The organism is Streptomyces sp. NRRL S-1813 (assembly GCF_000719605.1).
GTDB lineage: Bacteria > Actinomycetota > Actinomycetes > Streptomycetales > Streptomycetaceae > Streptomyces > Streptomyces decoyicus.
On record NZ_JOHB01000022.1, the window covers coordinates 107,258 to 130,508 of the forward strand.

General features: G+C 70.6%; 18 protein-coding genes and 1 tRNA gene. 8 read left to right on the forward strand and 11 right to left on the reverse strand.

All coding sequences use genetic code 11. The features are described from left to right. The first annotated feature begins 54 nt into the window (after positions 1–54). Together IF67_RS0126565 and IF67_RS0126570 are read left to right on the forward strand one after the other, a co-directional pair. Positions 55–1,581, forward strand: coding sequence for a hypothetical protein (locus IF67_RS0126565; RefSeq protein ID WP_234341349.1), 1,527 nt, complete (start codon positions 55–57; stop codon positions 1,579–1,581). A gap of 90 nt (positions 1,582–1,671) precedes the next feature. Continuing rightward, on the forward strand, positions 1,672–2,613 hold the full coding sequence (locus IF67_RS0126570) for an SURF1 family protein (protein WP_037839873.1): 942 nt from the start codon (positions 1,672–1,674) through the stop codon (positions 2,611–2,613). A gap of 53 nt (positions 2,614–2,666) precedes the next feature. On the opposite strand, the gene IF67_RS46360 is transcribed toward IF67_RS0126570, so the two are convergent. Continuing rightward, positions 2,667–3,071 (reverse strand): hypothetical protein, encoded by a 405-nt coding sequence (locus IF67_RS46360; protein WP_420708719.1) that lies wholly within the window; start codon positions 3,069–3,071, stop codon positions 2,667–2,669. Between IF67_RS46360 and IF67_RS0126575 the strand changes: the two genes are divergently transcribed. Next, the gene (locus IF67_RS0126575) at positions 3,051–4,040 is read left to right on the forward strand and encodes a cation diffusion facilitator family transporter (protein WP_037839892.1); all 990 of its coding nucleotides are present in this window, start codon (positions 3,051–3,053) and stop codon (positions 4,038–4,040) included. The two genes, IF67_RS46360 and IF67_RS0126575, sit on opposite strands and share 21 nt — an antisense overlap. A gap of 378 nt (positions 4,041–4,418) precedes the next feature. Here the strand turns inward: IF67_RS0126575 and IF67_RS0126580 are convergent, their stop codons facing one another. After that, complete coding sequence (locus tag IF67_RS0126580; RefSeq protein WP_030989767.1) at positions 4,419–6,230, reverse strand: S9 family peptidase; 1,812 nt, start codon at positions 6,228–6,230, stop codon at positions 4,419–4,421. 243 nt (positions 6,231–6,473) lie between these two features. Here IF67_RS0126580 and IF67_RS0126585 point away from each other — a divergent pair, with 243 nt between their 5' ends. Further along, entirely contained in the window at positions 6,474–7,307 is an 834-nt protein-coding gene (locus IF67_RS0126585; protein WP_030989769.1) for a class I SAM-dependent methyltransferase, read from the forward strand. 139 nt (positions 7,308–7,446) lie between these two features. On the opposite strand, the gene IF67_RS0126590 is transcribed toward IF67_RS0126585, so the two are convergent. The 3 genes from IF67_RS0126590 to IF67_RS43915 all read right to left on the reverse strand — a co-directional run bounded on the left by IF67_RS0126590 (position 7,447) and on the right by IF67_RS43915 (position 10,675). Then, positions 7,447–8,739, reverse strand: coding sequence for a cytochrome P450 family protein (locus IF67_RS0126590; RefSeq protein WP_030989770.1), 1,293 nt, complete (start codon positions 8,737–8,739; stop codon positions 7,447–7,449). Positions 8,740–9,062: 323 nt separating this feature from the next. Then, positions 9,063–9,863 (reverse strand): TetR/AcrR family transcriptional regulator, encoded by an 801-nt coding sequence (locus tag IF67_RS0126595; RefSeq protein ID WP_030989773.1) that lies wholly within the window; start codon positions 9,861–9,863, stop codon positions 9,063–9,065. A 674-nt stretch (positions 9,864–10,537) separates the two neighbouring features. Further along, positions 10,538–10,675, reverse strand: coding sequence for a hypothetical protein (locus IF67_RS43915; RefSeq protein WP_158713173.1), 138 nt, complete (start codon positions 10,673–10,675; stop codon positions 10,538–10,540). Between the two features lie 57 nt (positions 10,676–10,732). On the opposite strand from IF67_RS43915, the gene IF67_RS0126605 reads away from it, so the two are divergent. Both IF67_RS0126605 and IF67_RS0126610 read left to right on the forward strand, forming a co-directional pair. Continuing rightward, the gene (locus IF67_RS0126605; RefSeq protein ID WP_030989778.1) at positions 10,733–12,829 is read left to right on the forward strand and encodes a bifunctional polysaccharide deacetylase/glycosyltransferase family 2 protein; all 2,097 of its coding nucleotides are present in this window, start codon (positions 10,733–10,735) and stop codon (positions 12,827–12,829) included. 231 nt (positions 12,830–13,060) lie between these two features. After that, positions 13,061–14,335 carry an LCP family protein gene (locus IF67_RS0126610; RefSeq protein WP_030989780.1) on the forward strand — a complete coding sequence of 425 codons (1,275 nt, stop codon included), beginning with the start codon at positions 13,061–13,063 and terminating at the stop codon, positions 14,333–14,335. A gap of 365 nt (positions 14,336–14,700) precedes the next feature. On the opposite strand, the gene IF67_RS0126615 is transcribed toward IF67_RS0126610, so the two are convergent. From IF67_RS0126615 to IF67_RS0126625, 3 genes are all read right to left on the reverse strand, one after another. Beyond that, positions 14,701–14,774 (reverse strand) — tRNA-Pro (locus IF67_RS0126615). 12 nt (positions 14,775–14,786) lie between these two features. Next, positions 14,787–15,515 carry a hypothetical protein gene (locus IF67_RS45820; protein ID WP_030989782.1) on the reverse strand — a complete coding sequence of 243 codons (729 nt, stop codon included), beginning with the start codon at positions 15,513–15,515 and terminating at the stop codon, positions 14,787–14,789. A gap of 256 nt (positions 15,516–15,771) precedes the next feature. After that, complete coding sequence (locus IF67_RS0126625) at positions 15,772–16,698, reverse strand: metallophosphoesterase (RefSeq protein ID WP_030989784.1); 927 nt, start codon at positions 16,696–16,698, stop codon at positions 15,772–15,774. Between the two features lie 128 nt (positions 16,699–16,826). On the opposite strand from IF67_RS0126625, the gene IF67_RS0126630 reads away from it, so the two are divergent. Next, positions 16,827–17,291, forward strand: coding sequence for a GatB/YqeY domain-containing protein (locus IF67_RS0126630; protein ID WP_030989786.1), 465 nt, complete (start codon positions 16,827–16,829; stop codon positions 17,289–17,291). 167 nt (positions 17,292–17,458) lie between these two features. Here the strand turns inward: IF67_RS0126630 and IF67_RS0126635 are convergent, their stop codons facing one another. Further along, the gene (locus IF67_RS0126635) at positions 17,459–19,666 is read right to left on the reverse strand and encodes a transglycosylase domain-containing protein (RefSeq protein ID WP_030989789.1); all 2,208 of its coding nucleotides are present in this window, start codon (positions 19,664–19,666) and stop codon (positions 17,459–17,461) included. Between the two features lie 382 nt (positions 19,667–20,048). Between IF67_RS0126635 and IF67_RS0126640 the strand changes: the two genes are divergently transcribed. After that, entirely contained in the window at positions 20,049–20,390 is a 342-nt protein-coding gene (locus IF67_RS0126640) for a WhiB family transcriptional regulator (protein ID WP_030989791.1), read from the forward strand. A 299-nt stretch (positions 20,391–20,689) separates the two neighbouring features. On the opposite strand, the gene IF67_RS0126645 is transcribed toward IF67_RS0126640, so the two are convergent. Next, the gene (locus IF67_RS0126645; RefSeq protein WP_030989792.1) at positions 20,690–22,102 is read right to left on the reverse strand and encodes an ArsA family ATPase; all 1,413 of its coding nucleotides are present in this window, start codon (positions 22,100–22,102) and stop codon (positions 20,690–20,692) included. Continuing rightward, positions 22,099–23,157, reverse strand: a complete 1,059-nt coding sequence (locus IF67_RS0126650) for an ArsA-related P-loop ATPase (RefSeq protein ID WP_030989795.1) — start codon at positions 23,155–23,157, stop codon at positions 22,099–22,101. The genes IF67_RS0126645 and IF67_RS0126650 overlap by 4 nt, the downstream gene beginning before the upstream one ends. Between the last annotated feature and the right edge of the window lie 94 nt (positions 23,158–23,251).

Sequence of the window (23,251 nt, forward strand, 5' to 3'; positions counted from 1 at the left end):
CGCGGGGCGATCTCCCCGCGCACTCCCGGCAATTCGAGCACGGCGATCGACCCGATGAACCGGAGCGGCGCACGCGGGACCGGACTCGCCCGGTGCGACACGGCGCACGGAGGCGCTCCGTACGGCCGGCCCGACGAGGCGACCGGGGCCCATGGGGCTCCCGGCGCGCCGGCGCGTGGGCTGTATGCGGCACGTGAGGAGCAGGGGCACCCGGGCGGCGAGCCGGATGCCGCCCGCCGACGGGGCATCACGTCCGGGCAGGGCGCGAAATCCGGCCAGGAATCCGGCCAGGAATCCGGCAACGACGGTGACATCAGTGACATCGATGACATCGGTGTCGCCGACGGAGCACCGGCCGAGACGGCCGAAGCGGCGGCCGGCCCGCAGGACGCAGCGTCCGCTGCCGTCGGGGCACCCACCGGCACGCAGGGAACAACGGCCGCCCGCGGAGGCGGAGCAGACGCCGGTGACGATGCCGACAGCCATGCGTACGGCAGCGAGGCGCAGGCCGGCGGCACGGGCGACGGCCCCGGCGACGGCCCCGGCCGAAGCCACCCCACCGGCGGCTTCGGCGGCGAGGACGATCTGCGGCGGCTGCTCCAGTCCCGCGCCGGAGCCCTCGAACCGTCGCCGGACGCACTGGACCAGCTGCGCCGCGCGGTGCCCGCCCGCCGTCAGCGCCGCCGGCATGTGGTCCTGGGCGCGGCGGCCGCGCTGCTGCTCGGGGGTACGTCCATCCCCGCCATGGTCCACGTGGCCAACCTCTCCGACAGCTCCGACCGGCGGTCCGCCGGCGCGGCGAGCAGCCAGCCCGCCCAGGGCGTCAGCGGGGGCGCACACGGCGAAGGCACCGAGCAGACCGGCCCGCAGCCGACCGAGCAGGGCGGCGCGGCGCCGGACGAGGGCAGGCCACCGGGCACGGGCAAGGCCAGAGGGAAGAACGGCGCGGGCCACGGTGCGGGCGCCGGCAGCCCCGCCCCCGACGAGACCATGGACGTCACCTCGCCGGTCTGCGGGCGCGACCAGCTCGGCCAGGGCACCAGCACGGTCGGTCCGGCGGACTCCACGGGCCGCGTCTACGGCACGTTCCGGGTGGTCAACACCTCCGCCGCCGCATGCTCCGTCGAGGGCGGCGGCACCGTCGGACTGGTCGCGCAGGGCTCCACCAACCCCGACCACATCCACGTCGTCGACCACACCTCGGGCGACGAGGCCACCGGCCTGCCCGACCCGGCCACCACCCCTGACCAGCTGGTCCTCAAGCCGGGGCAGGCCTACGAGGTCAAGTTCGCCTGGATCCCGCAGTCCGGCGGCGGCACCAGCGGATGCGCCAGTCCCGGGCCCTCACCGACCCCCGACCCCTCCAAGGACCCCGGGCAGTCCCCGGACGCAGGGACCCCGGCAACGGGCGACGGCGGCGGTCAGGCGGGCGGTGACGAGGGTGCCGGGGGCGGTGGCGCGCCCGGTGGAATCGTTCTCAGCCACACGCCGGAGGCCGGCGAGCCCGCCGCGGCCGATGCCAAGGTCACGGATGCCTGCGCCGGAACGGTGTACCGCACCGAGGCGCTGGCGTCCTCGTAACAGCCGACGGCCCAGAACCCGGCGGCCGGGGCAGGGGCCGGTGGAGGGGGCGGTGCGGCCCCGTCGTACGGGCCCCGTACCTTTGATGGTGTGTACCGGTTCCTGCTGACCCCGCGGTGGTGGGGAATCAACGTGTTCGCCGTACTGGCGATTCCGCTCTGCCTCTTCATGGGCAGCTGGCAGCTGAGCCGCTTCGAGGACCGCGTCGACACCCACCAGCAGCAGGAGGACCGCTCGGCGCGGGCCAAGACCGCCGCTGCCCGGCCGCTGGCCGATCTGCTGCCCGTCGACACGGGCACCTCCGGCCGGCAGGCCAGCGCCCGCGGGCACTACGACACCGCTCACCAACTGCTCGTACCGGCCCGCACCTTGAAGGACAGGCACGGCGGGCAGCAGGGCTTCTACGTCCTCAGCCTGCTGCGCACGGACAGCGGCAAGGCGCTGCCGGTCGTACGGGGCTGGCTGCCCGGCGACGCCGGTGCGAAGGCCGACACGGCGAGGGTGCCCGCGCCGCCCAAGGGCGAGGTGACGGTCACCGGAGCGCTCCAGGCCTCCGAGAACCAGGGCACCGACGGCGTCCAGGCCGGCGGCGGGCTGCCGCAGGGCCAGCTCGGCATGATCAGCGCGGCGTCGCTGGTCAACATCGTGCCGTACGAGGTCTACGACGCCTGGATCACGCTCACCGACGCCCAGGCACCGCTGCACGCCGTCCCCCCGGCCGCCGCCGAGGGCAGCGGCCTGGACCTCAAGGCCTTCCAGAACCTCGGCTACACCGGCGAGTGGTTCGTCTTCGCCGGCTTCGTCGTCTTCATGTGGTTCCGCCTCTTCCGCCGCGATGCCGAAGCCGCCAAGGACGCGGCGCTGGGGATCGTGCCGGAGGGGGACGGGGGCGGGGACGCGGCTCGGGCCCGGGAACGGGGCGAGCAGCAGGCCGGGGGCGGGGACGCTGCCGGGGACGTGCCCCAGGGCGAAGGCAAGGCCGATGAGCGGGGCGCGGACCGGGACGAGGCGGCGCGGGCCGGGAAGGCCTGAACCCGGGGGCTCCTCCGCTCCTGCAACGGTGTTGCACCTGGTCAGAGGGCGTATCACGGCAGTAGCCGCAATCGAATCGGCGTGCCACGGTAGGCCATATGGCAGGCAAAGGCACCCACCCGCACAGCCATGATCACGCCCACGGCGACCACCACCACGACCATGGTCACGGTGACCACGACCACGACCACGGTCACGGCCATGACCAGGACATTGAACACGGGCACGACGACGGGCACGACGACACGTCCGCGCGTGCCGAGTGCGCTGGTCACGAGCAGGTACAGGCCGACCATGCTGGTCACGAGCAGGTACAGCCCGACCGCGCTGGTCACGAGCAGGCAGGCACTGCCCACCACGGCCACCACCACCATGACCACCACCGCCATGGCCATCACCACGGCCATCACTCCCACCCCTCCGGTCGCCGGTCGCGGATCCGGCACCGGCTCGCCCACCTCGTCACCCCGCACAGCCATGCGGCCATGGACAAGGTCGACGCCGCGATGGAGACCTCCCGCGAGGGCCTGCGCACGCTGTGGCTCTCGCTCGGCATCCTGGGCCTGACCAGCGTGATCCAGCTGGTGGTCGTCGCGCTGTCGGGGTCGGTGGCGCTGCTCGGCGACACGATCCACAACGCCGCCGACGCGCTGACCGCCGTGCCGCTGGGCATCGCCTTCGTCCTCGGGCGCCGGGCCGCGAACCGCCGCTACACCTACGGATACGGCCGGGCCGAGGACCTCGCGGGGATCGTCATCGTGCTGACGATCGCCATCTCCTCGGCCGTGGCCGCCTACGAGGCCGTGGACCGGCTGCTGAACCCCCGCGATGTCACCCACCTGTGGGCCGTGGCCGCGGCCGCCGTGACCGGGTTCATCGGCAACGAGTGGGTGGCCCGCTTCCGCATCCGCACCGGCCGCAAAATCGGCTCGGCCGCACTCGTCGCCGACGGCCTGCACGCCCGTACCGACGGCTTCACCTCCCTCGCCGTCCTGCTGGGCGCGGGCGGCTCGGCTCTCGGCTGGCGGGCGGCCGACCCCCTCATCGGCTTGCTGATCACCGCCGCCATTCTCATGGTGCTGCGGGACGCCGCCAGGGAGGTCTACCGGCGGCTGATGGACTGCGTCGACCCCGGCCTCATCGACGCGGCCGAGACCGCACTGCGCGCGGTCGACGGCGTCCGCGGCGTCGGACAGGTCCGCATGCGCTGGATCGGCCATACGTTGCGCGCCGAGGCAGATATCGTCGTCGACGCCCGTCTGACCGTGGTGCAGGCCCACGCACTCGCCGTCGCCGCAGAGCACGCCCTCATCCACGCCGTCCCCCGGCTCACGGCCGCGACCGTGCACACCGACCACACCACCAGCGAGGGCAGCGATCCTCATGCGGCTCTGGCTCATCACACGGCTCATCACGCCGCGGCTTGATCGCCCCCCTCCCCGCCCCGCCCCCCGGCCCAGCGGCGGAGTGTCTCGTGGGAGCCCTCGTGGGAACGGTGCTCCAGGGCGGGATGGGGCCGGGTGTCTCTGGGCGGGTGCCCTGTGACTGAGTGGCCTGTGGACCGGTGCCCTGTGGGTGGGTGTCCCGCGGCCTGGTGCCCCGTGACTGGGTGACCTGCGGCTGGCTGACCCCCGCCGAGCCACGGGGCACCCGGCGCCGCACCGAGCCACAGACCACCCCGCGCAGCGCCCGCCCCACGGTCACCCCGCGCAGCGCCCGACCCAGGGGCACCCCGCGCAGAGCCCGACCCACAGGGCACCCCCGACGGGGGCACCCCGCCGCAGCTCCCGGCGCCCCTCAGGCCGTTACCTCTTGTCGATCACATACCGCTGGGCGAAGTCGAGTTCCAGGCGGACCTGCTTGATCCGTTCCTCGACGACCAGGGAGCCGTGTCCGGCGTCGTAGCGGTAGACCTCGTGCGGATGGGCGCGGCCCTCCAGCCGCTGGACGTAGTTCTCCACCTGCTGGATCGGGCAGCGTGGGTCGTTGACGCCCGCGGAGATGTAGACCGGCGCCCGCACCGCGTCCACATACGTCAGCGGCGATGACGCCTCGAAGCGCTCCGGGACCTCCTCGGGAGTGCCGCCCAGCAGGGTCCGGTCCATCGCCTTGAGGGCTTCCATCTCGTCGTTGTACGCCGTGACATAGTCCGCGACCGGGACCGCCGCCAGGCCCACCGCCCAGGTGTCCGGCTGCGTGCCGAGCCCGAGCAGCGTCAGGTACCCGCCCCATGAACCGCCCGCCAGTACCAGCCGCTCCGGATCCGCCAGCCCGGACGAGACCGCCCACTCGCGCACCGCGGCGATGTCCTCCAGCTCGATCAGCCCGACGCGGTGCTTGAGCGCATCCGTCCAGGCACGGCCGTAGCCGGTCGAGCCGCGGTAGTTGACGCGTACGACCGCGAAGCCGTGGTCCACCCAGGCCGCGGGCGACGAGGCGAAGGCGTCACTGTCGTGCCAGGTCGGACCGCCGTGTATGTCGAAGACCGTCGGGAAGGGGCCCTCGCCCGCCGGCTGCTGCACCAGTGCATGAATGCGGCCGCCGGGGCCCTCCACCCACACGTCCCGCACCGGCACCGACCCGGGCGCCTTCATACCGGGCGGGTCCAGCACGACCTTGCCGCTCGTCGAACGCACCTCGGGGGGCTGCGCCGCCGACGACCACAGGAACTCCACCGCTCCGTCCGGCCGCGCCGTCGCGCCCGAGACCGTGCCGGCCGGGGTCTCGACCCGCGTCAGCAGAGACCGGCCGGCCGCGGCAGCCGCGTCAGTGGCACCGCCCGGCGCACCCAGCTCGTAACGCCACAGCTCGCTCCGTGCCTGGTACTCGTGCTCCACCAGCAGCGCCGAACCGTCGGGATACCAGTCGGCACCCACATCTCCCGGGAGGTCTATCTCCAGCGCAGTCTCCGTCCCGGTCAGCGGATCCCAGAGCATCGGCTCCCAACGGCCCCGCCGCTGGTGCCCCACCAGCAGCCGGGCATCCCCGTCCACCGGCGCGAAACCCATCACCGACAGGCCCAGCTCCTCGGTCCCGCCGTTGGTGTCGTCCAGCTCCGCGACCGTGGAGCCGTCGGGCCGTACGACACGGATTGCGGAGTGCATCGCATCGCCGTGCTCGGTGTGCTCAAGGGCGATGAGCGATCCGTCGTGCGAGAGATCGCCGACGCCCGCCGACTCGCGGTGCCGGTAGATCTCCACCGGCGGTTCCCCGGGCCGTACGACATGGACCGTCGAGCCCTCCTCGTCCGTCGAGCACCCGACGACCGCCGTCCCGTCCCGGCCGATCGCCAGCCCTCCCGGATACGAGGCGGCGAGCCCCGGAGTGGCCGGCTCATCGGCGCCGCCCTCGAACGGCTGCCGCATCCAGACGCCGAACTCGTCCCCGTCGGTGTCCGAGAACCACCAGATCCACCGGCCGTCCGGCGACAGCGTCCCGTCCGTCGTGCCGTTCGGACGGTCCGTGGCCTGCCGCTGACTGCCGGTTGCCCGGTCCCACGCGTACAGCTCGAAGGTGCCGGTGGCGTTCGAGACGAACAGGGAACGGTCCGGGGCGTCCTCGGCCCAGTCCGGCAGCCCGATCCGCGGTGCACGGAAGCGCTTCTCCCAGTCCGGCATCGCGGTGTCCGTGCCGCTGGAGCCCGCCGAGCCAGTCGAGTGCTTCGCCGATCCGTCCGCTCCCGCTATCGGGTCGGCCGAGCCCGTCCGTGTCCCCGTCGTGGGGTGGGTGTCGGTCGTCGAAGGGGTCGGAGAGGTGGCGTGGCCTGGGTCTGCGGTCGTCTCGTCAGTCATGGGCCCATTCTGCGCCCGGCGCCGGAAATCCGTTGGCGAGGGCCACAGGGCTGTGGATAACTTCGCCGTATGCGAAGACACACCGGCCCCGACGATTGGCGGGAAGCCAATCGCGCGAAGTGGGACGAGCGCGTCCCCATCCACACCGCGAGTGACTATTACGACCAGGACGGATTCCGCCGGGCCCGCGACGTACTCCGTGACTTCGAGGTCGCAGAGGTCGGGGATGTCACCGGCCGCTCCCTCCTCCACCTCCAGTGCCACTTCGGCCAGGACACCCTCTCCTGGGCCCACCGCGGCGCGGCCCGCGTCGTCGGCCTGGACTTCTCCGAACCCGCCGTGGAAACCGCCCGCGAACTGGCCGCCGAACTCGGCTACGGCCCCGACCGCGCGGCGTTCGTCACGGCCGATGTCTACGACGCCGCCGAAGCCGTCCCCGACACCGCGTACGACATCGTCTACACCGGCATCGGCGCCCTCAACTGGCTCCCGGACCTGGAGCGCTGGGCCGATACCGCGGCCTCCCTCGTCGCCCCCGGCGGTTTCCTCTACCTCGCCGAATTCCACCCGCTGTGCGACGCCCTGGACGACGAGACCGGCTCGCGCCTCGTCCACGACTACTTCAGCCGTGACGCCTGGGTGGAGGAAACTCCCGGTACCTACACGGATTTCGACGCCCCGACGGTGAACAACCGCAGCGTCGAATGGCAGCATCCACTCGGCGATGTCGTCTCGGCCCTGGCCGGCACCGGCCTGCGCATCGACTTTCTGCACGAACACGACATGACGATGTTCCAGCGCTTCGCCGCACTACGCCGCAACGCCGACGGCTACCACCGCTTCCCCGGGGACCGCCCCCGCATCCCCCTCATGTACTCGCTGAAGGCAAGCCGGGCCGACTGAGGACGAGCCGTGCCCACAGGCTGCGCGGGCAGCACCGCTGTACGGGCAGCGGACCCGGTGGGGCCGCCGTCCCTCCGGGTCCGTACGGGCCCTCTGCCGTCGCTCAACCACGCCCCGCGGGTACGAGCGCGGCGTGCGCTCACCCCAGCCGCAACGGCAGGGAATCCAGCCGCCAGTTGCCGGGCAGCGGCAACCGCTCCAGACCTTCCGGTTCGACGCCCAGGGACACCTCCGGGTAGTGCGCGAGCAGTTTGCCGAACGCGACCTCGCCCTCCTGCTTGGCGAGGGTGGCGCCCAGGCAGTAATGCGCACCGTGACCGAAACCCACATGGTTCTCGGCGTGACCGGCGGGGTGACGCGTCAGATCGAGACGATCGGGGTCGGTGTAGTGGCGGGGGTCGAAGTTCGCCGAAACCAGGACGAGTTGTACGGCGTCGCCCTTGTGGATCCGCGTACCGGCGAGGTCCACGTCGGCGGCCGCGTAGCGCAGCTGGGTCATCTGCACCGGCCCGCACCAGCGCATCAGCTCATGGACGGCCCGGGGAAGCAGGGCCGGGTCGTCCTTGAGCAGGCGCAGCTGGTCGGGATGGGTGAGCAGCGCCGCCGTGCCGTTGCTGATGAGGTGGGCGGTGGTCTCGTGACCGGCGAGGACGAGCGTGAGGATCATGGTGACCATCTCGACGTCGCTGAGCCGGCCGCCGTCGTCGTCATGGGTACGGATCAGCTCGCTGAGCAGATCATCGGTGAGCGCGCCGCGCCGCTCCCGGACCATCTGATGGATGTGCTCGATCATCGCCGGGAACGTTGCGCCGAGCCGTTCCGGGTCCATCGAGAGGAGGTCGGCACCCCACTCCCGCCACTGCGGACGGTCCGCTTCGGGTATGCCGACCAGCTCGCAGATGACGGTGATCGGCAGGGGGTAGGCGAAGTGCTGGATGAGATCGACGACGCCGTCCTCGGCGTATTCGGGGAGCCGGGTCAGCAGCTCGTCGGCGATCTGCTCGACACGCGGCCGCAGATCGGTGATCTTCCGGGCCGTGAACGCGCGCGACACCAGACGGCGCAGCCGGGTGTGGTCGGGGGCGTCGTAATTGAGAATCGACCCGAGCATGTAGACGCGGAGATGTTCCGGGAGACCCAGCATGTCCATCAGCCGGGTCAGCGGGTTCTCCTCGGCCGATAGGGCCAGGGGCGGCGAGGCCGGATTGTTCACGAACCGCTGGTCGCGCAGGACGTGGCGAACCTCCTCGAAGCGCGTCACGAACCAGACCGGTGAGTCGTCCATGAACCGGCCCCGTACGACCGGGGCCTGCTCACGCAGCGCGCCATAGCCCGCGAACGGGTCGGTGAGCAGCGCCGGCTCCATCACATTCGGCTCGCCCGGGTGTTTCCCGACGTGCGCAGCGAACGGGGAGCTGGATAATGCCGACATCTTTCGATCTCCTCCGGGTTGGGAGCGGGTCCGGGAGTCCGGGCAGGAATCCGGGCGGACCTGGACTTGGATGTGGCTCGGTTCTTGCCGCAGGACGCGCTTGAGCATCCTGCGGCCGGGAAGTCGGTTATGCGGAATCAGATCCGTGGGGCCGGCACCATGCAATCGAGCCCATGAAGACCACCGCACGAGCTCCCTGCATGAATTCACTGCACTACTGCACTACTGCACTACTGCACGAACCCGAATCCGAATCCGCTGTGGGAATGCACTGCACTGAGTCCGTCGCGCCGCGTACGCCGCACTGAGTGCACAGCGCAGCCTCAGTCACGTATCTGCCGGCGCATCTCCTGAGCGCAGAGCTCGGTGAAATGCTCGTAGCAGGCGATGATTTCGGGAGCGGCCGCAGCCGCGGCGACGCGCATACGGGTGGAAGCGGCATCCGGACCGCATCCGGATCCGGAGCCCGGACCGGAGCCCAGGTCGGAGCCCGGACCGGAATCCGGGCCACCGGAACCCGGTCCGGCGTCCGCTGACACCTCCAGCGCGCTTCGGATGGTTCGGGCGAGAATGTCGGCGCGTACCTCCAGGGTGTCCGGGGCGCGGTCGGCCAGCAGCGCCTCGGCCGTGAAGAACCCGTTGGATGTCGCCAACAAGGCGTATTGCTGATGGTGTACGTCGGTGTCGTCGCGCACCAGACCGTGTTCACGGAGCGCTTCGAGATGGCGACGCAGATACCGGTCGCCCTGGCCCATCAGTTCCGCGAACTCTTTCTTGGCGGTGTCGTTGAGCCGGCCGAGGATGTCGGCGTCGTCGGTGTAGAGCGCGCGCAATACCGGCTCGCCCTGGAAGTCGAGGAAGTGCCGCCGCATCAGCCGGCTCGGCAGAATCTCCAGCGGATCCGCCCGTATGCGTTCCAACTGCCGCTGATGGATGCGGGATTGCGTCTTCAGCATCACGGCAAGGAGCAGTGCGTCCTTGGTCTTCCAGTGCAGATACACCGTGCCCTTGCCGACCTTGGCACGGCGGGCGATCTCGTCGATCGTCACCCGCCCATAGCCCCAGGCGACCAGCAACTCCCCTGCGACGTCCAGGATGTGGTCTGCGCGCTGCGAGCGTTCCACGCGATGCCCCCTCCCCCCGACTTCATGACCAGATATCGAATCTGGTCACACAGTCAAAGGTAGGCCTGGCGGCGTTGGGGGATAAGGGTGTTTTCAGTCAGTGGACCGGGCGGTGAGGCCCTCTCCGACCCCTGAACGGAGCGCGACGATGCTTCGCGGTCGTCGGCACCGCTAGTCCGGCCCGATGCCCGTGCGTCATGGCCAAACCCGGCCTCCCCGAGCAGTACGCAGCCTCCCGGAGCCCGTACTCCGCCTCCCCGAGCCCGTACGCCACCCCGCCGTAGGCCTCTCGCCACCGTGCGTGCGCCGCTCAGCGACCCCCGCTCCTCCTCCCGTGACGAGGTCAGGTGTTACAACACTCTCAGATCAAGGTGCTCCAACACCGCGATGCAGAGGGTGTAATAGCGGGCAAGACGGCCCCGCCATACCTCCCTGACCTGGGGAAACGGGTTTTCCTCACGGTGTGGGCCCGTCGGGCCGGAGGCTTGTCACCCAGGCCAGAGGTCCCAGGAACGTGCCGTTATCCGAAATCGACCATGAGTACACTCGCCGACCATGTGTGAGGCCAGCCGGAACACAAAACGGCAGAAAATACGCGTTTCCCAGTCATGTGCCGACGCTTCCGTCCGGCACGGAAAGGTCCTGCGGAACTCGGTCGCCGTCGGATGCGCCCCCTACCGGGCGTCCGCCGCCGACCGCGGACGCGTCCCGGCCGGGCGGGAGGCGTCGCCGAAGAGAGCGGCGGACGTCTCGGCTGCCGGTGACTTCTCGTCGTTCCTCACCCGCGCCGCGGCGGCTTCGGTGCCGGCCATGGCCGCAGCCCGGACACACCTCGCGCCGACCGTGATCGAAGTCACCCCGGTCGCCACGTGAGGCGCCGCTCCAACCGTGGCCGCCATGCGCAGTCCCGTGACCCGCGTGGTCATTGGCTGCTGCTGATCCTCGTGCTCCCCCTTGCGTTCGGCGCGCTGCTCTTCGAAGGCTGGACCACCCACGAGGTCGACGCCGCGAAGACACGGCGTGACTGCACCACCCCCGTGCCGACGGCGGTGGACAAGGGCGGCCCGGTGGTGCGCCTCAACGGTGACAAGGTGAAGTCCGCCTCGGTTCCCGCCCGCACCGTGGCGCTCACCTACGACGGCGGCCCGGACCCCGTATGGACGCCACGCCTGCTCGATCTGCTGCGCAAGCACCATGCACACGCCACCTTCTTCCTGCGCGGTGCCCAGGCGGCCAAGCATCCGGACCTGGTACGCCGGATCAAGGCCGAGGGCCACGAGATCGGGTCGAACACCTACACCGGCGCGGTCATGGGCTCGGCCTCGCCTTTCCGGGCCGGGCTGGAGCTGTCGCTGACGCAGAAGGCGCTGGCGGGCACGGCGGGCATCCACACCAAGCTGCTGAGGCTGCCGCAGACCACCGCGGTGGACACGATGTGCGGCGCGGAGTGGAAGGCGGCCCAGCGGGCCGGTGCGGAGGGTTACACGCTGGTGGCCGCCGACCGGTGGTTCCGCAAGCCGTCACAGGGCGTGATCCGGCAGTTCAGCCAGAACGACGTCGCGTACAGCGACAGTGAGCGGCTGCTCAACAACCGGAACGTCAAGAAGTTCACCACCGTGACGGCGGGGACCGGGCTGGCCGCTGCCGATACGCCGGCACCCGCCCATGAGCGGTGGCTGGGCCAGGCCCTGGTCTGGATCAAGGCCCTCGGGCACGGGTTCGTGAACGGTATGACCTGGGTGCTGGGCATCGCCGGCGGTCTGGGAGTGCTGCGGCTGGCGTCGCTCGTCTTCTTCGCCCGGGCCCATGTCCGGCGGCTGGAGCGCTTCCGTCCGGGCTCCCCCTGGTTGCGGGAGATCGTCGACCCGGTGACGGTCCTCGTACCCGCCTACAACGAACAGGCGGGCATCGAGTCCACCGTCCGTTCGCTGCTCGCCTCCACACACCCGCATCTACAGATCATCGTGATCGACGACGGGTCGACGGACGATACGGCGGACATCGCCGGCCGGATCGGTGACCCCCGTGTGGAGGTGATCCGCCAGACCAACTCGGGCAAGGCAGCCGCGCTCAACACCGGACTGGCCCACACGCGGTACGACATCGTGGTCATGGTCGACGCCGACACCGTCTTCGAGCCGGACGCCATCCAACGGCTCGTCCAGCCGCTCGCGCACCCGGCCGTGGGTGCGGTCAGCGGCAACACCAAGGTCGGCAACCGGCGCCGCCTGCTGGGCAGATGGCAGCACCTGGAATATGTCTTCGGATTCAACCTCGACCGGCGGATGTTCGAGGTGCTGGAGTGCATGCCGACGGTCCCCGGTGCCATCGGTGCCTTCCGCCGGGACGCGCTGATGGGCGTCGGCGGGGTCAGCGAGGACACCCTCGCCGAGGACACCGACCTCACCATGGCCCTGTGGCAGGCGGGCTGGCGGGTGGTCTACGAGGAGTCCGCGATCGCCTGGACCGAAGTGCCCACCTCGCTGAGCCAGTTGTGGCGGCAGCGGTACCGCTGGTGCTACGGCACGCTCCAGGCCATGTGGAAGCACCGTCGTGCCGTCATCGAAATGGGCCCGTCCGGCCGCTTCGGACGCCGCGGGCTGAGCTACCTCGCCCTCTTCCAGGTCGCCCTGCCGCTGTTCGCGCCGATCGTCGACGTCTTCGCCCTGTACGGGGCGCTCTTCCGCGGTCCGGAGATCTCGGCCGTGGTGTGGTTCGGCTTCCTCGCCCTCCAACTGGCCTGCGCCGGATACGCGTTGCGGCTCGACGGCGAGCGTCTGCGGGAGTTGTGGGCGATGCCGTTCCAACTGTTCATCTACCGGCAGCTGATGTATCTGGTGGTCATCCAGTCCGTGGTGGCCTTCCTGCTCGGCACCAGACTGAAGTGGCAGCGCATGCACCGTTCCGGCACCGCCGCGCAACAGATCGGACAACCGGTCGCGTACGAGAGCCTGTCGTCGAGATGAGTGTCGAAAGAGCGCCCTCAGGGCGTCCGCCCGGAACCGGACCGGGGCGGACGCCGCGGGCGCGGCCGGGCGCTCCCCGTCCGCGACAGGGCCGGGACACGCGCGACGGACCGTGCCCCCGCGCCCGGCTGCCGGCCCGTGACCCACGGCATTCCCCGCATTCGGTACATACGTTTGTGCAGATGTGCGCACCATTTGGTGAAGAGCAGATGAGCATGCAGACTGCCGCGCATGACTGATTGGCTGGAGGGGCCGCCCGAAGGTGCCTGGCGCGACGGGGAAGCGGCGGCGCACCACAGCACCGGGCAGGTGTGGCACCAGGCTGCGCACCCGCCTCGGATGCACCCGGAACGGTCACAGAACCTCGACGCGCACCAGGCCGTCCCGCAGGCGCCGCTGCCCCCGTCCGGGCCCTACGCCCGCACCGGCAACGGGCGGCGACCCCTGCGCACCGGCCCCGCGGGCCCCGGTGGCGGCAACACCGGCCGGCGCAGACGAGCCGCGGGCCCTCCTCCTAGGCGCCGCCGGGTCACGCGCGCGCTGATCGTCCTGTCCACCGTGCTGGCCGTCGGCTCCGTGGGCACCTACGTCTGGGCCGACACCAAGCTCCACCGCGAGGTCAACCTCGGCAAGATCGCGGACCGCCCGCCGCAGGGCCGGGGCACCAACTATCTGATTGTGGGTTCCGACAGCCGTGTGGGCCTCTCCGAACGGGCCAAGAAGGATCTGCACACCGGCGGCTCGGCCGATGCGGGCCGTCGCACCGACTCGATGATCCTGCTGCACACCGGTGACCACGGAACGTCGATGGTGAGTCTGCCGCGTGACTCGTGGGTGAACATTCCGTCGCACATCCGCCCCGAGACCGGCAAGCACTACCGCGCGTCGAAGAACAAGCTCAACGCGGCGTTCTCGTTCGGCGGCCCCGACCTGCTCGTCCGCACCATCGAACGCAACACGGGCGTACATATCGATCACTACACGGAGATCGGCTTCGCGGGCTTCGTCGGCATCGTGAACGCGGTCGGCGGCGTGCCGATGTGCCTGGACAGGGACGTCAAGGACGAGAAGTCCGGCGCGGATCTGAAGAAGGGCTGTCACACACTCGACGGCCGCACGGCGCTCGCCTTCGTCCGCCAGCGCCACCAGGAGGCCCAGGGCGACCTGGGCCGCAGCCAGAACCAGCAGAAGTTCCTGGCCGCCCTCGCCCGCAAGGCCGCCACCCCGGGCACCCTCCTTGACCCGTCCAAGGTCTACCCCACCATGAGCGCCGGCCTGGACACCCTCATCGTGGACGACGACACGGGCCTGCCGAACCTGACCTCGCTCTTCAAGGCCATGAAGGCCGTCACCGCGGGCGACGGCAAACGCCTCACCGTCCCCGTATCGAGCCTCAGCTTCCCCACCTCCAAGGGCAGCGCCGTGAAGTGGAACACGCAGCAGGCCAAAAAACTCTTCACCGAACTGAACCAGGACCAGCCGGTGACGTTCAGCGAAAAGAACTGACCTGCCGCACCTCGTCCGACGGCGCCCGGGAGCCCCCGACGCGCAAGACACCGGACCCGGCGTCGGTCAGCGCCCCGGCCCGCCCCGGGGCGCTGACCGACCACGATCCTGGGCGCGCACCCGGCACCCTCGGGCTCGCCCCGCCCGCCTGCAACGGAAGCCGCCGGCCAGGCGCGTGACCTATGTCACCTCGGCCCGCGCCACCTGGCCTCCCGCGAGACCCGAGTGACGGCACGTCATGAGACGGCGCCCGAGCGAAGAATTCCCGGCCCGGCCTCCCACGACGCCAAGAGCCCCGCACCCGGAAACGAATCAGGGGCCCGACCCGCTTTCGCGGATCAGGCCCCTGATCTCTGTTCCTTCAGTCGGGGTGGCGGGATTTGAACCCACGACCTCTTCGTCCCGAACGAAGCGCGCTGCCAAGCTGCGCTACACCCCGAAGCAACGAGCTCTACTTTAGCGGACTGATCCCCGTAGGTGAAATCCGGTTGTTGTGGAGCCGGGGGGCGGGCCTGACCTGGTCGATCCCGATGGCGATCAAGGGGAGGGCACAGATGGCGATGCCGATGGAGAGGGCGGTGGTGGCGGTGGGGGAAGGGGCGCCGGAAGTGGCGGGGAGGGCAAGGGCGAGGGCGAGGAAGAGGAGGGGGTAGGCGGGCCACTGCCAGGCGTAGGGAAGGCGGAAGCCGCGGGGAGTGGTGAGCAGGAGCCAGTCGGCGAGAGCGGCGAGCGGGACGACTGTGTAGAGGAGCTGGTGGCAGAGGGCTTGGGTGACGCCCGGGGTGGTGGCGGCCGGCAGGGTGAAGGCGGTGGAGTCGGCGGCGGGGAAGACGTGGTGGATGAGGGCGGGGAGCGAGAGGAACGGCAGGAGCGCGCCGGTGAGCCGGGGGCTTACGGGGCGGCGGCCGGTCCAGGCGCGGTGGGCGGCGCAGGCGGAGACCAACACGGAGGCGATGTCGGCCTGCACGGTGAAACGGGTGAGGAGCTGGGCCGGGCCGGTGGTGGCGAGGGCCGCGAGGAGCAGGCCGGTCAGGGCGGCCGTGGTGATGAGGACGCGGAAGGCGGCCGCCAGCGGGTGACGGCTCGTGGGGGCGACTGCGGCTGCCGGGGTGCGGGCGGCGGCGCCGGCCGGGCCGGTGGCATGGCGCGTGGACTGCGAGGTCCGGGTGGGTTCGGACATCCCCCCACGGTAGGGGGATGATCAACGAGTGCGGGAGACCCCATCCGGCAAAACCCTGGCCCGGGGCGAGCCGGGCCCCGGGGCGTTCGCGGACTCCAGAGGCCGGACTCCCAGAAGGCCGGATTCGAGGAGGGCCGGACTCCGGAAAAGCCCCACCCGCCCCTCACCCGCGGCTGCCTCTTACTCGCAGCCGCTCCCGAACGCTGCGGCCGCCCCCCGAACGCCGGCTCCCCGTCTCCGCCTGGCTCCGCCCCGCTCAGTCCCGTGCCGTCAGCGTCAGCAGCGTCGCTTCCGGGGGGCAGGCGAAGCGGACCGGGGTGTAGCGGTTGGTGCCGCAGCCGGCGGAGACGTGGAGGTAGGAGGTGTGGTCGGCGGCGGTGTGGGTGGACAGGCCCTTCACGCGGTCGGTGTCGATGTCGCAGTTGGTGACGAGGGCCCCGTAGAAGGGGATGCAGAGCTGGCCGCCGTGGGTGTGGCCGGCCAGGATCAGGGGGTAGCCGTCGGCGGTGAACGCGTCCAGGGAGCGCAGGTAGGGGGCGTGGACGACGGCCAGGGAGAGGTCGGCGCCGGATTCCGGGCCGCCGGCGACCTCGGCGTAGCGGTCACGCTTGATGTGCGGGTCGTCCAGGCCGGTCAGGGCGATCTCGATGCCCTCCAGCTTGAGGCGGCCGCGCGAATTGGACAGGCCGACCCAGCCGGCCGCGTCGAAGGCGTCGCGCAGCTCCTCCCACGGGTTGTGGACGACGCCCACGGCGGGCGCGTTGCCGTTGAGGCCGTGCCGGCCCTGGGCCCGCTCGAGGAGGTAGCGGGCGGGATTGCGCAGCTTGGGGCCGTAGTAGTCGTTGGAGCCGAAGACGTAGGCGCCGGGGAACTCCATCAGCGGGCCGAGCGCGTCCAGCGTCTCGGGGACGCCCTCGGGGTCGGAGAGGTTGTCGCCGGTGTTGATGACGAAGTCGGGGCGCAGCCCGGCGAGCGACTGCAACCAGCGCTGCTTCTTGCGCTGTCCGCTGACCATGTGGATGTCGGAGACCTGTAGGACGCGCAACGGCCGCATGCCGCGGGGCAGTACGGGCACGGTGACGCGCCGGAGGCGGAAGGAGCGGACTTCGAAGCCGGCGGCGTAGGCCAGGCCGGCCGCACCGACTGCGGTCAGGGTCAGGGGTACTCCGTATCGCGCGCGCATGGTCCCCATCGTCGCAGAGTGCGGGGGGTGGGTGCAGTGGGAGGGAGACGCCTCGCCGGGGCGGCGGGCGTGGCGGGGCGGGGGAAAAGGCGCGGCGGTTGCCGGTGGGTGGGGGCATACTCGACGGCATGACCACGCTCAAGTCCAAGCTGCACGACGACCTCACCATCGCGATCAAGGCGCGCGACGAGCTGCGTTCCTCCACCCTCCGTCTCACGCTGACCGCGATCCAGAAGGAGGAGGTCGCGGGCACCGAGGCGCGCGAGCTGTCCGACGGCGAGGTCGAGAAGATCATCGCGCGGGAGGCGAAGAAGCGCCGGGAGGCCGCGGACGCCTTCGAGAAGGGCGGCCGCGGGGAGTCGGCCGAGCGCGAGCGCGCCGAGGGCGAGATCCTCGCGGACTACCTGCCCAAGCAGCTGTCCGACGAGGAGCTGGAGCAGCTGGTCGCGGCGGCCGTGGCGGAGGCCAAGGACGCCGGCGCCGAGGGGCCGCGGGCGATGGGCGCCGTCATGAAGATCGTCAACCCGCAGGTGGCGGGCCGGGCCGAGGGCGGCCGGGTGGCCGCAGTGGTGAAGAAGCTGCTGGCCGGCTGAGCCGCCGGGCGGGTATTTGAGGGAAAGGCGAGGGGCGCCCCCATGGTGTGGGGCGCCCCTCGCCTTTCGTTATGGACCGACATCTCCGCCGCCCGGGCCGACCAGCCGCTCAACCGGCCGTACGACCCAACCGGCCGTTCCGCCCGCCGACCGGCCCAACCGGCCGTTCACCAGCCGCCGTTGCCGCCGCCCAGGATGTCGGGGAAGCCGGGGATGTGCCAGCCGCCGCCCGGCTTGTTGTGACCGCCGTGGCCGCCCCGGCCGGGCTTGGGCTTGCCGCGGCCCTTGTCGCCCTCGTCGCCCTGGTTCTTGTCCTTGGCGGGGTCGTCGATCGGGACGGTCGGCAGGGCGGGCGCGGGGCGTCCTTCCAGTGCGCCGGACATCGCGTCGCGCCAGATGGGGCCGGGGGTGTCGGCGCCGTAGACCTTTTCGTGGGGGACGCCGCCGATGGTGATGTTGAACATCTTGCGCTTGTGCTGCGGGTCCCCGACCCAGACCGCACCGGCCGCGTTGGGGGTGTAGCCGACGAACCAGGCGGCGTAGCGGCTGTCGGTGGTACCGGTCTTGCCGGCGCTGTCGCGGCCCTTGAGCCCGGCTTCCTTGCCGGTGCCGTCCTCGACCACACCCTTGAGCAGCGTGTTGATGGTGTCCGCGGTCTTCTTGGACATGGCGGTACGGCAACTGGACTGCGGGACCTTCATCGCCCGGCCCCGCGCGTCGGTGATCGACTCGAGCGCCACCGGTGAGCAGTACTGGCCGCCACTGGCGAAGGTGGCGTAGCCGGCCGCCATCGTGAGCGGCGACATCTCCTGCGTGCCGAGCGTCATCGACGGCACCTGCTGGAGCGGCTTGCCGTCCGCCCGCTCGATGCCCATCTTCTGCGCCATCTTGACCGCGGGGCAGACACCCATATCGCTGATCAGCTGTACGAAGTAGGTGTTGACCGACTTCGCGGTCGCCTCCTTCATGCCGTACGGGCCGACCTCTTCCTTGTTCTCGTTCTCGACGTTCTCGGAGCCGTTGCCCTGCCACTCGCCCTCGCAGGTCTGGACCGGGGTGGGATACGGCATCCGGTACGGCGACGGGTACTCCTGCTCCGGATTCGTCCCCTGTTCCAGCGCGGCCGCCGCGACCACCGGCTTGAAGGTCGACCCGGGCAGATAGCCGGCGCCCCCGCCCATGTCGTGGTTCACCGAGAGGTTGATCACGGTCTCGTTCTCGCGGAAGCCGTACGGGCGTGACTGGCCCATGCCGAGGATCTTGCCGGTCCCCGGTTCGACGATGGTGGCGGCGGTGGCGACCGGGTCGTCGTCGTAGACGTGCTCCTTTATCGACGCCTGTACCGACTTCTGGGCCTGCGGGTCGAGGGTGGTGCGGATGGTCATGCCGCCCTGGTTCCAGAGCTTGAGGCGGGCCTTGCGGCTCTTGCCGAAGGCCTTGTCGCTGAGGAAGACCGTGCGGATGTAGTCACAGAAGAAGCCGGCGCCGTCGGTGGCGGTGATGCAGCCGTTCTTGGGGCGGCTGACCGCCAGCTTGATCGGCTTCTTGGCGGCCGCGTCGGCCTCCGCCTGGGTGACGTCCTTCATGTCGGCCATCCGCTGGAGGACGGTGTTGCGCCGCCGGGTGGCCTCCTGCGGGTCATTGACCGGGTCGTAGCGGCTGGGCGACTGGACGATGCCGGCCAGCAGCGCCGACTCCCCGAGGCTCAGGTCCTTGGCGTGCTTGCTGAAGTAGCGCTGGGCGGCCGCCTCGATGCCGTAGGCCTGCTGCCCGAAGAACGTGATGTTGAGGTAGTTCTGCAAGATCTTGCGCTTGCCGAGCTCCTTTTCCACCTGGATCGCGTACTTGAGCTCCTTGACCTTGCGGCCGAGGGTCTGCTGGGTGGCCTGCGCGACCTTGTCCGGGTTGTCGCCCGCCTCCTCGATGAAGACGTTCTTCACATACTGCTGGGTCAGCGTCGAGGCCCCCTGGGAGACGGCGCCCGACTGGGCGTTCTTGTTGAGCGCCCGCAGGATGCCCTTCAGGTCGATGGCACCGTGCTGGTAGAAGCGCGCGTCCTCGATCGCGACGATCGCCTTCTGGATATACGGCGACATGTCCTTGAGGCCGATGACCGTGCGGTCACGGGAGTAGACCTTGGCGATCTCGCCGCCCTTGGAGTCCAGGATCCTGGTCCGCTGGCTGAGCGGCGGCGTCTTGAGGTTCGCCGGGATGTCGTCGAAGCCCTCGACCGATCCCTTGGCGGTGAGGCCGAGCGCCCCGGCCGCCGGGAGCGCGAGGCCGGCGAGCACCGCTCCGGCCAGGACGCTGACACCGAGGAACTTGGCGGCCTGCTGCGTCTTGGACAGACCCCCGCCATCGCGCTTCTTAGGCATGAGGGCAGCCTACGTTCTCAATCGCCGGACAGGGGCGCACCTGTTCGCCTAGCCTGTTCTCAGCTACCACAGCTGAACGGTTACGCATCAGTTCGTCAACCCCTACTTTCGCGGGTCGCGCCCCCCACGCGCCTCTGTGTGTCGAGAGAAATCCCGTGTCAGGGCGGTGAACTGTCCTGCCTTGTGTGCAAAGTGACGTATGCCGTTCGGTCACTCCGTTGGGTGATCTGCCGCGTACGCATAGTCCGTTCGGGCCATTCAAGATTGGGCCCGAAGGGGGTGTTGCGCCCTGCCTGCCTTCCGTAACGTCCTCAACTGGCAACGGTGAATATGCCGATTGCCGCCGTGGGGGAGCCTCGATTCGGGAGAGGACGGCGCCAGCATGAGCTGGGTAACCGACTGGAGTGCACAGGCAGCCTGCCGCACTACCGATCCGGATGAACTGTTCGTACAAGGGGCGGCGCAGAACCGCGCCAAGGCAGTGTGCACCGGATGTCCGGTGCGTACGGAGTGCCTGGCCGATGCCCTGGACAACCGGGTGGAGTTCGGCGTGTGGGGCGGAATGACCGAGCGCGAGCGGAGGGCGCTGCTGCGCCGCCGCCCGACCGTGACGTCATGGCGTCGGCTGTTGGAGACAGCGCGTACGGAATACGAGCGCAGCACGGGCATCCTGCCGTTGGACTGCGAGGACGAGGCCTTCGATGCGTTGGCCGCGGTCGGGTAGTCCGGGTAGCCGGGGCCGGCCGGGAGATTTGGCCGAGAAGGTTCGGCCGGTGGCGCGTTCTGTCGAGTCGTGACATGGGCGCCAGTATCTGTAACGCGCCCGGGAGTTGAGGCTCGGTGAGAGGCGGGGGGCGCTGTCCGGCGCGCCTCGTGAGACGTGTGACACGGGAATGTGTGTGACACGTGAGATTCGCGTGGCACGGTGAGATTCGCGTGGCACGTGAAATGTCGCGTGAGGAGTGCTTCGCGGGTGGTGAGGAGCGCTTCGTGGTGGGTGGCTGAGCCGGCCGTGGGTACGGCTCAGTCGTCGGTGGCTGTGGGGTTCAGCGCCAGACGGTCGCCGATGGCGCGCAGTCCCGCGAGGTCATGGACGTCGCCGGGCAGCGCGGCGACCTCCGTCACCGGAACCTCGGGATGCAGCGCGGTGAAGCGGTCCCGTGTGCGACGCTCGCGCGCGAGGACCTGCATACGTTCCGCGTGCAGCCGTAGGAGACCGGCGGCCAGTTGCGCCGCTGAGGCTGAAGTGGGTGTCACATGCTCCGCCGCGGCAGCGGGGGAGGGGCTGTCGGCGGTACGTGAGCCAGCCTTCCCGTCGTCGAGATCCACAATGCCGGTGGCTTCAAGATTATTTTCGGCGCGGCCGGGGGGCGGGGCGGAGTCGGCGGCGGGGGCTGCGTCCGGGTCCGCCCCGGTGCCCGTGCCGGGGTCCGCCCCGGTGTCCGGGTGGGTGTCCGCATGGGTGTCCTCCGCCATGCGGTCCGTCAGGGCTTCCGCGGCGGCCAGGGCGCGCTCGGCGCTCAGCTGGGCGGCGCCGCTGCCGTGCACCCGGTTCAGCACGAGGCCGGCCAGCGGCATCTGCTCGGCGGCCAGCCGCTCGACGAAGTACGCCGCCTCGCGCAGCGCGTCCCGCTCCGGAGCGGCCACCACGAGGAACGCCGTCCCGGGTGCCTGTAGGAGGCGGTAGGTGGCGTCCGCGCGGGTGCGGAAGCCGCCGAACATGGTGTCCATGGCAGCCACGAAGGTCTGTACATCGCGCAGCAGTTGACCGCCCATGAGCTTGCTGAGGGTGCCGGTCATCATCGACATGCCGACATTGAGGAACTTCATGCCGGCCCGGCCGCCCACCTTCGCCGGCGCCATCAGCACCCGGATGAACTTGCCGTCCAGGAAGGAGCCCAGGCGCTTGGGCGCGTCCAGGAAGTCCAGCGCCGAGCGGCTCGGCGGGGTGTCGACGATGATCAGGTCCCACTCGTCGTTCGCGCGGAGCTGGCCGAGCTTCTCCATGGCCATGTACTCCTGCGTGCCCGCGAAACCGGCCGACAGGGACTGATAGAAGGGGTTCTCCAGGATGGCGTGGGCCCGGTCGGCATCCGCATGACCCTCGACGATCTCGTCGAAGGTGCGCTTCATGTCCAGCATCATCGCGTGCAGTTCGCCGCCCGCGCTCTCGTCGACGCCCTTGACCTGGCGTGGGACGTTGTCGAGCTCGGAGATGCCCATCGACTGGGCCAGCCGCCTGGCCGGGTCGATGGTGAGCACGACGACCTTGCGGCCGCGCTCGGCGGCGCGCACGCCCAGGGCCGCGGCCGTCGTGGTCTTGCCGACGCCGCCCGAGCCGCAGCACACCACGATGCGGGTGTGCGGGTCGTCGATCAGCGTATCGACCTCGAGCCGCGGGGCCGAGGCGTCCAGCGTCGTGTTGTCCGAGGTCATATGGGCCCCTGTTTCCGCAGGTCTCTCGCCAGGTGGTAGAGCCCGGCGAGGTCCACTCCCTCGGGGAGCAGCTCCAACTCGTGGGTGGGCAGGCCGATGGCGGTGAGTTCGGCGTACTCGGCGCGCTCCAGCTCGACCCGCTCGGCGTGTTCGCGCGCCTGCTCCAGCAGGGGGTCGATCAGCCGGTCCGCCAGGCCGCCGCGGCGGGCGCCGCCCAGACCGGCCTGAGAGAGCGCCTTGGCGACGCCCGTACGCGCTCCACGGGCGGCGCTGTCGAGGTCGCCGTTGTCCAGCAGCGCCGGGCGGGTCATGTTGATGACGATGCCGCCCACGGGGATGCCGGCGGCGCGCAGCTCGGCGACGCCGTCCGCGGTCTCCTGGACCGGCATCTCCTCCAGGAGCGTCACCAGATGCACCGCGGTCTCGGGCGACTTGAGGACCCGCATCACGGCCTGCGCCTGATTGTGGATCGGGCCGATCTTCGCGAGGCCGGCGACCTCGTCGTTGACGTTCAGAAAGCGGGTGATGCGGCCGGTCGGCGGGGCGTCCATCACGACCGCGTCGTAGACGAACTTTCCGCTCTTGTCCTTGCGGCGCACCGCTTCGCACGCCTTGCCGGTCAGCAGGACGTCCCGCAGGCCCGGCGCGATGGTCGTGGCGAAGTCGATCGCGCCGAGCTTCTTCAGCGCCCGGCCGGCGCTGCCGAGCTTGTAGAACATCTGGAGGTAGTCCAGAAGGGCGCGTTCGGCGTCGATGGCCAGGGCGTGGACCTCACCGCCGGCCCGTCTCCCGCCACCGCCCCGAGAGGCCTCTCCCGCGGCCTCCGTCCGCGGGGATGCCCAGGGCGACGCGCCTTCCGACGCCGGGCCCACCGCGATCTTGCGTTCCTCGTAGGGAAGCGCTTCTGTTTCGAACAACTGGGCAATGCCCTGTCGACCCTCGACCTCGACCAGGAGGGTACGGCGACCCTCGGTGGCCAGGGCGAGGGCGAGGGCAGCGGCGACCGTGGTCTTGCCGGTGCCACCCTTGCCGCTGACGACATGGAGCCTGCTCACGCCAAGGAGCCTAACCAGTCCGCGTCCCGGCTACGCACGGGATACGCCTGGGAAGCCCCGGAGAATCTGCCCGCGGTCCCTCCGGGAAGGCTCA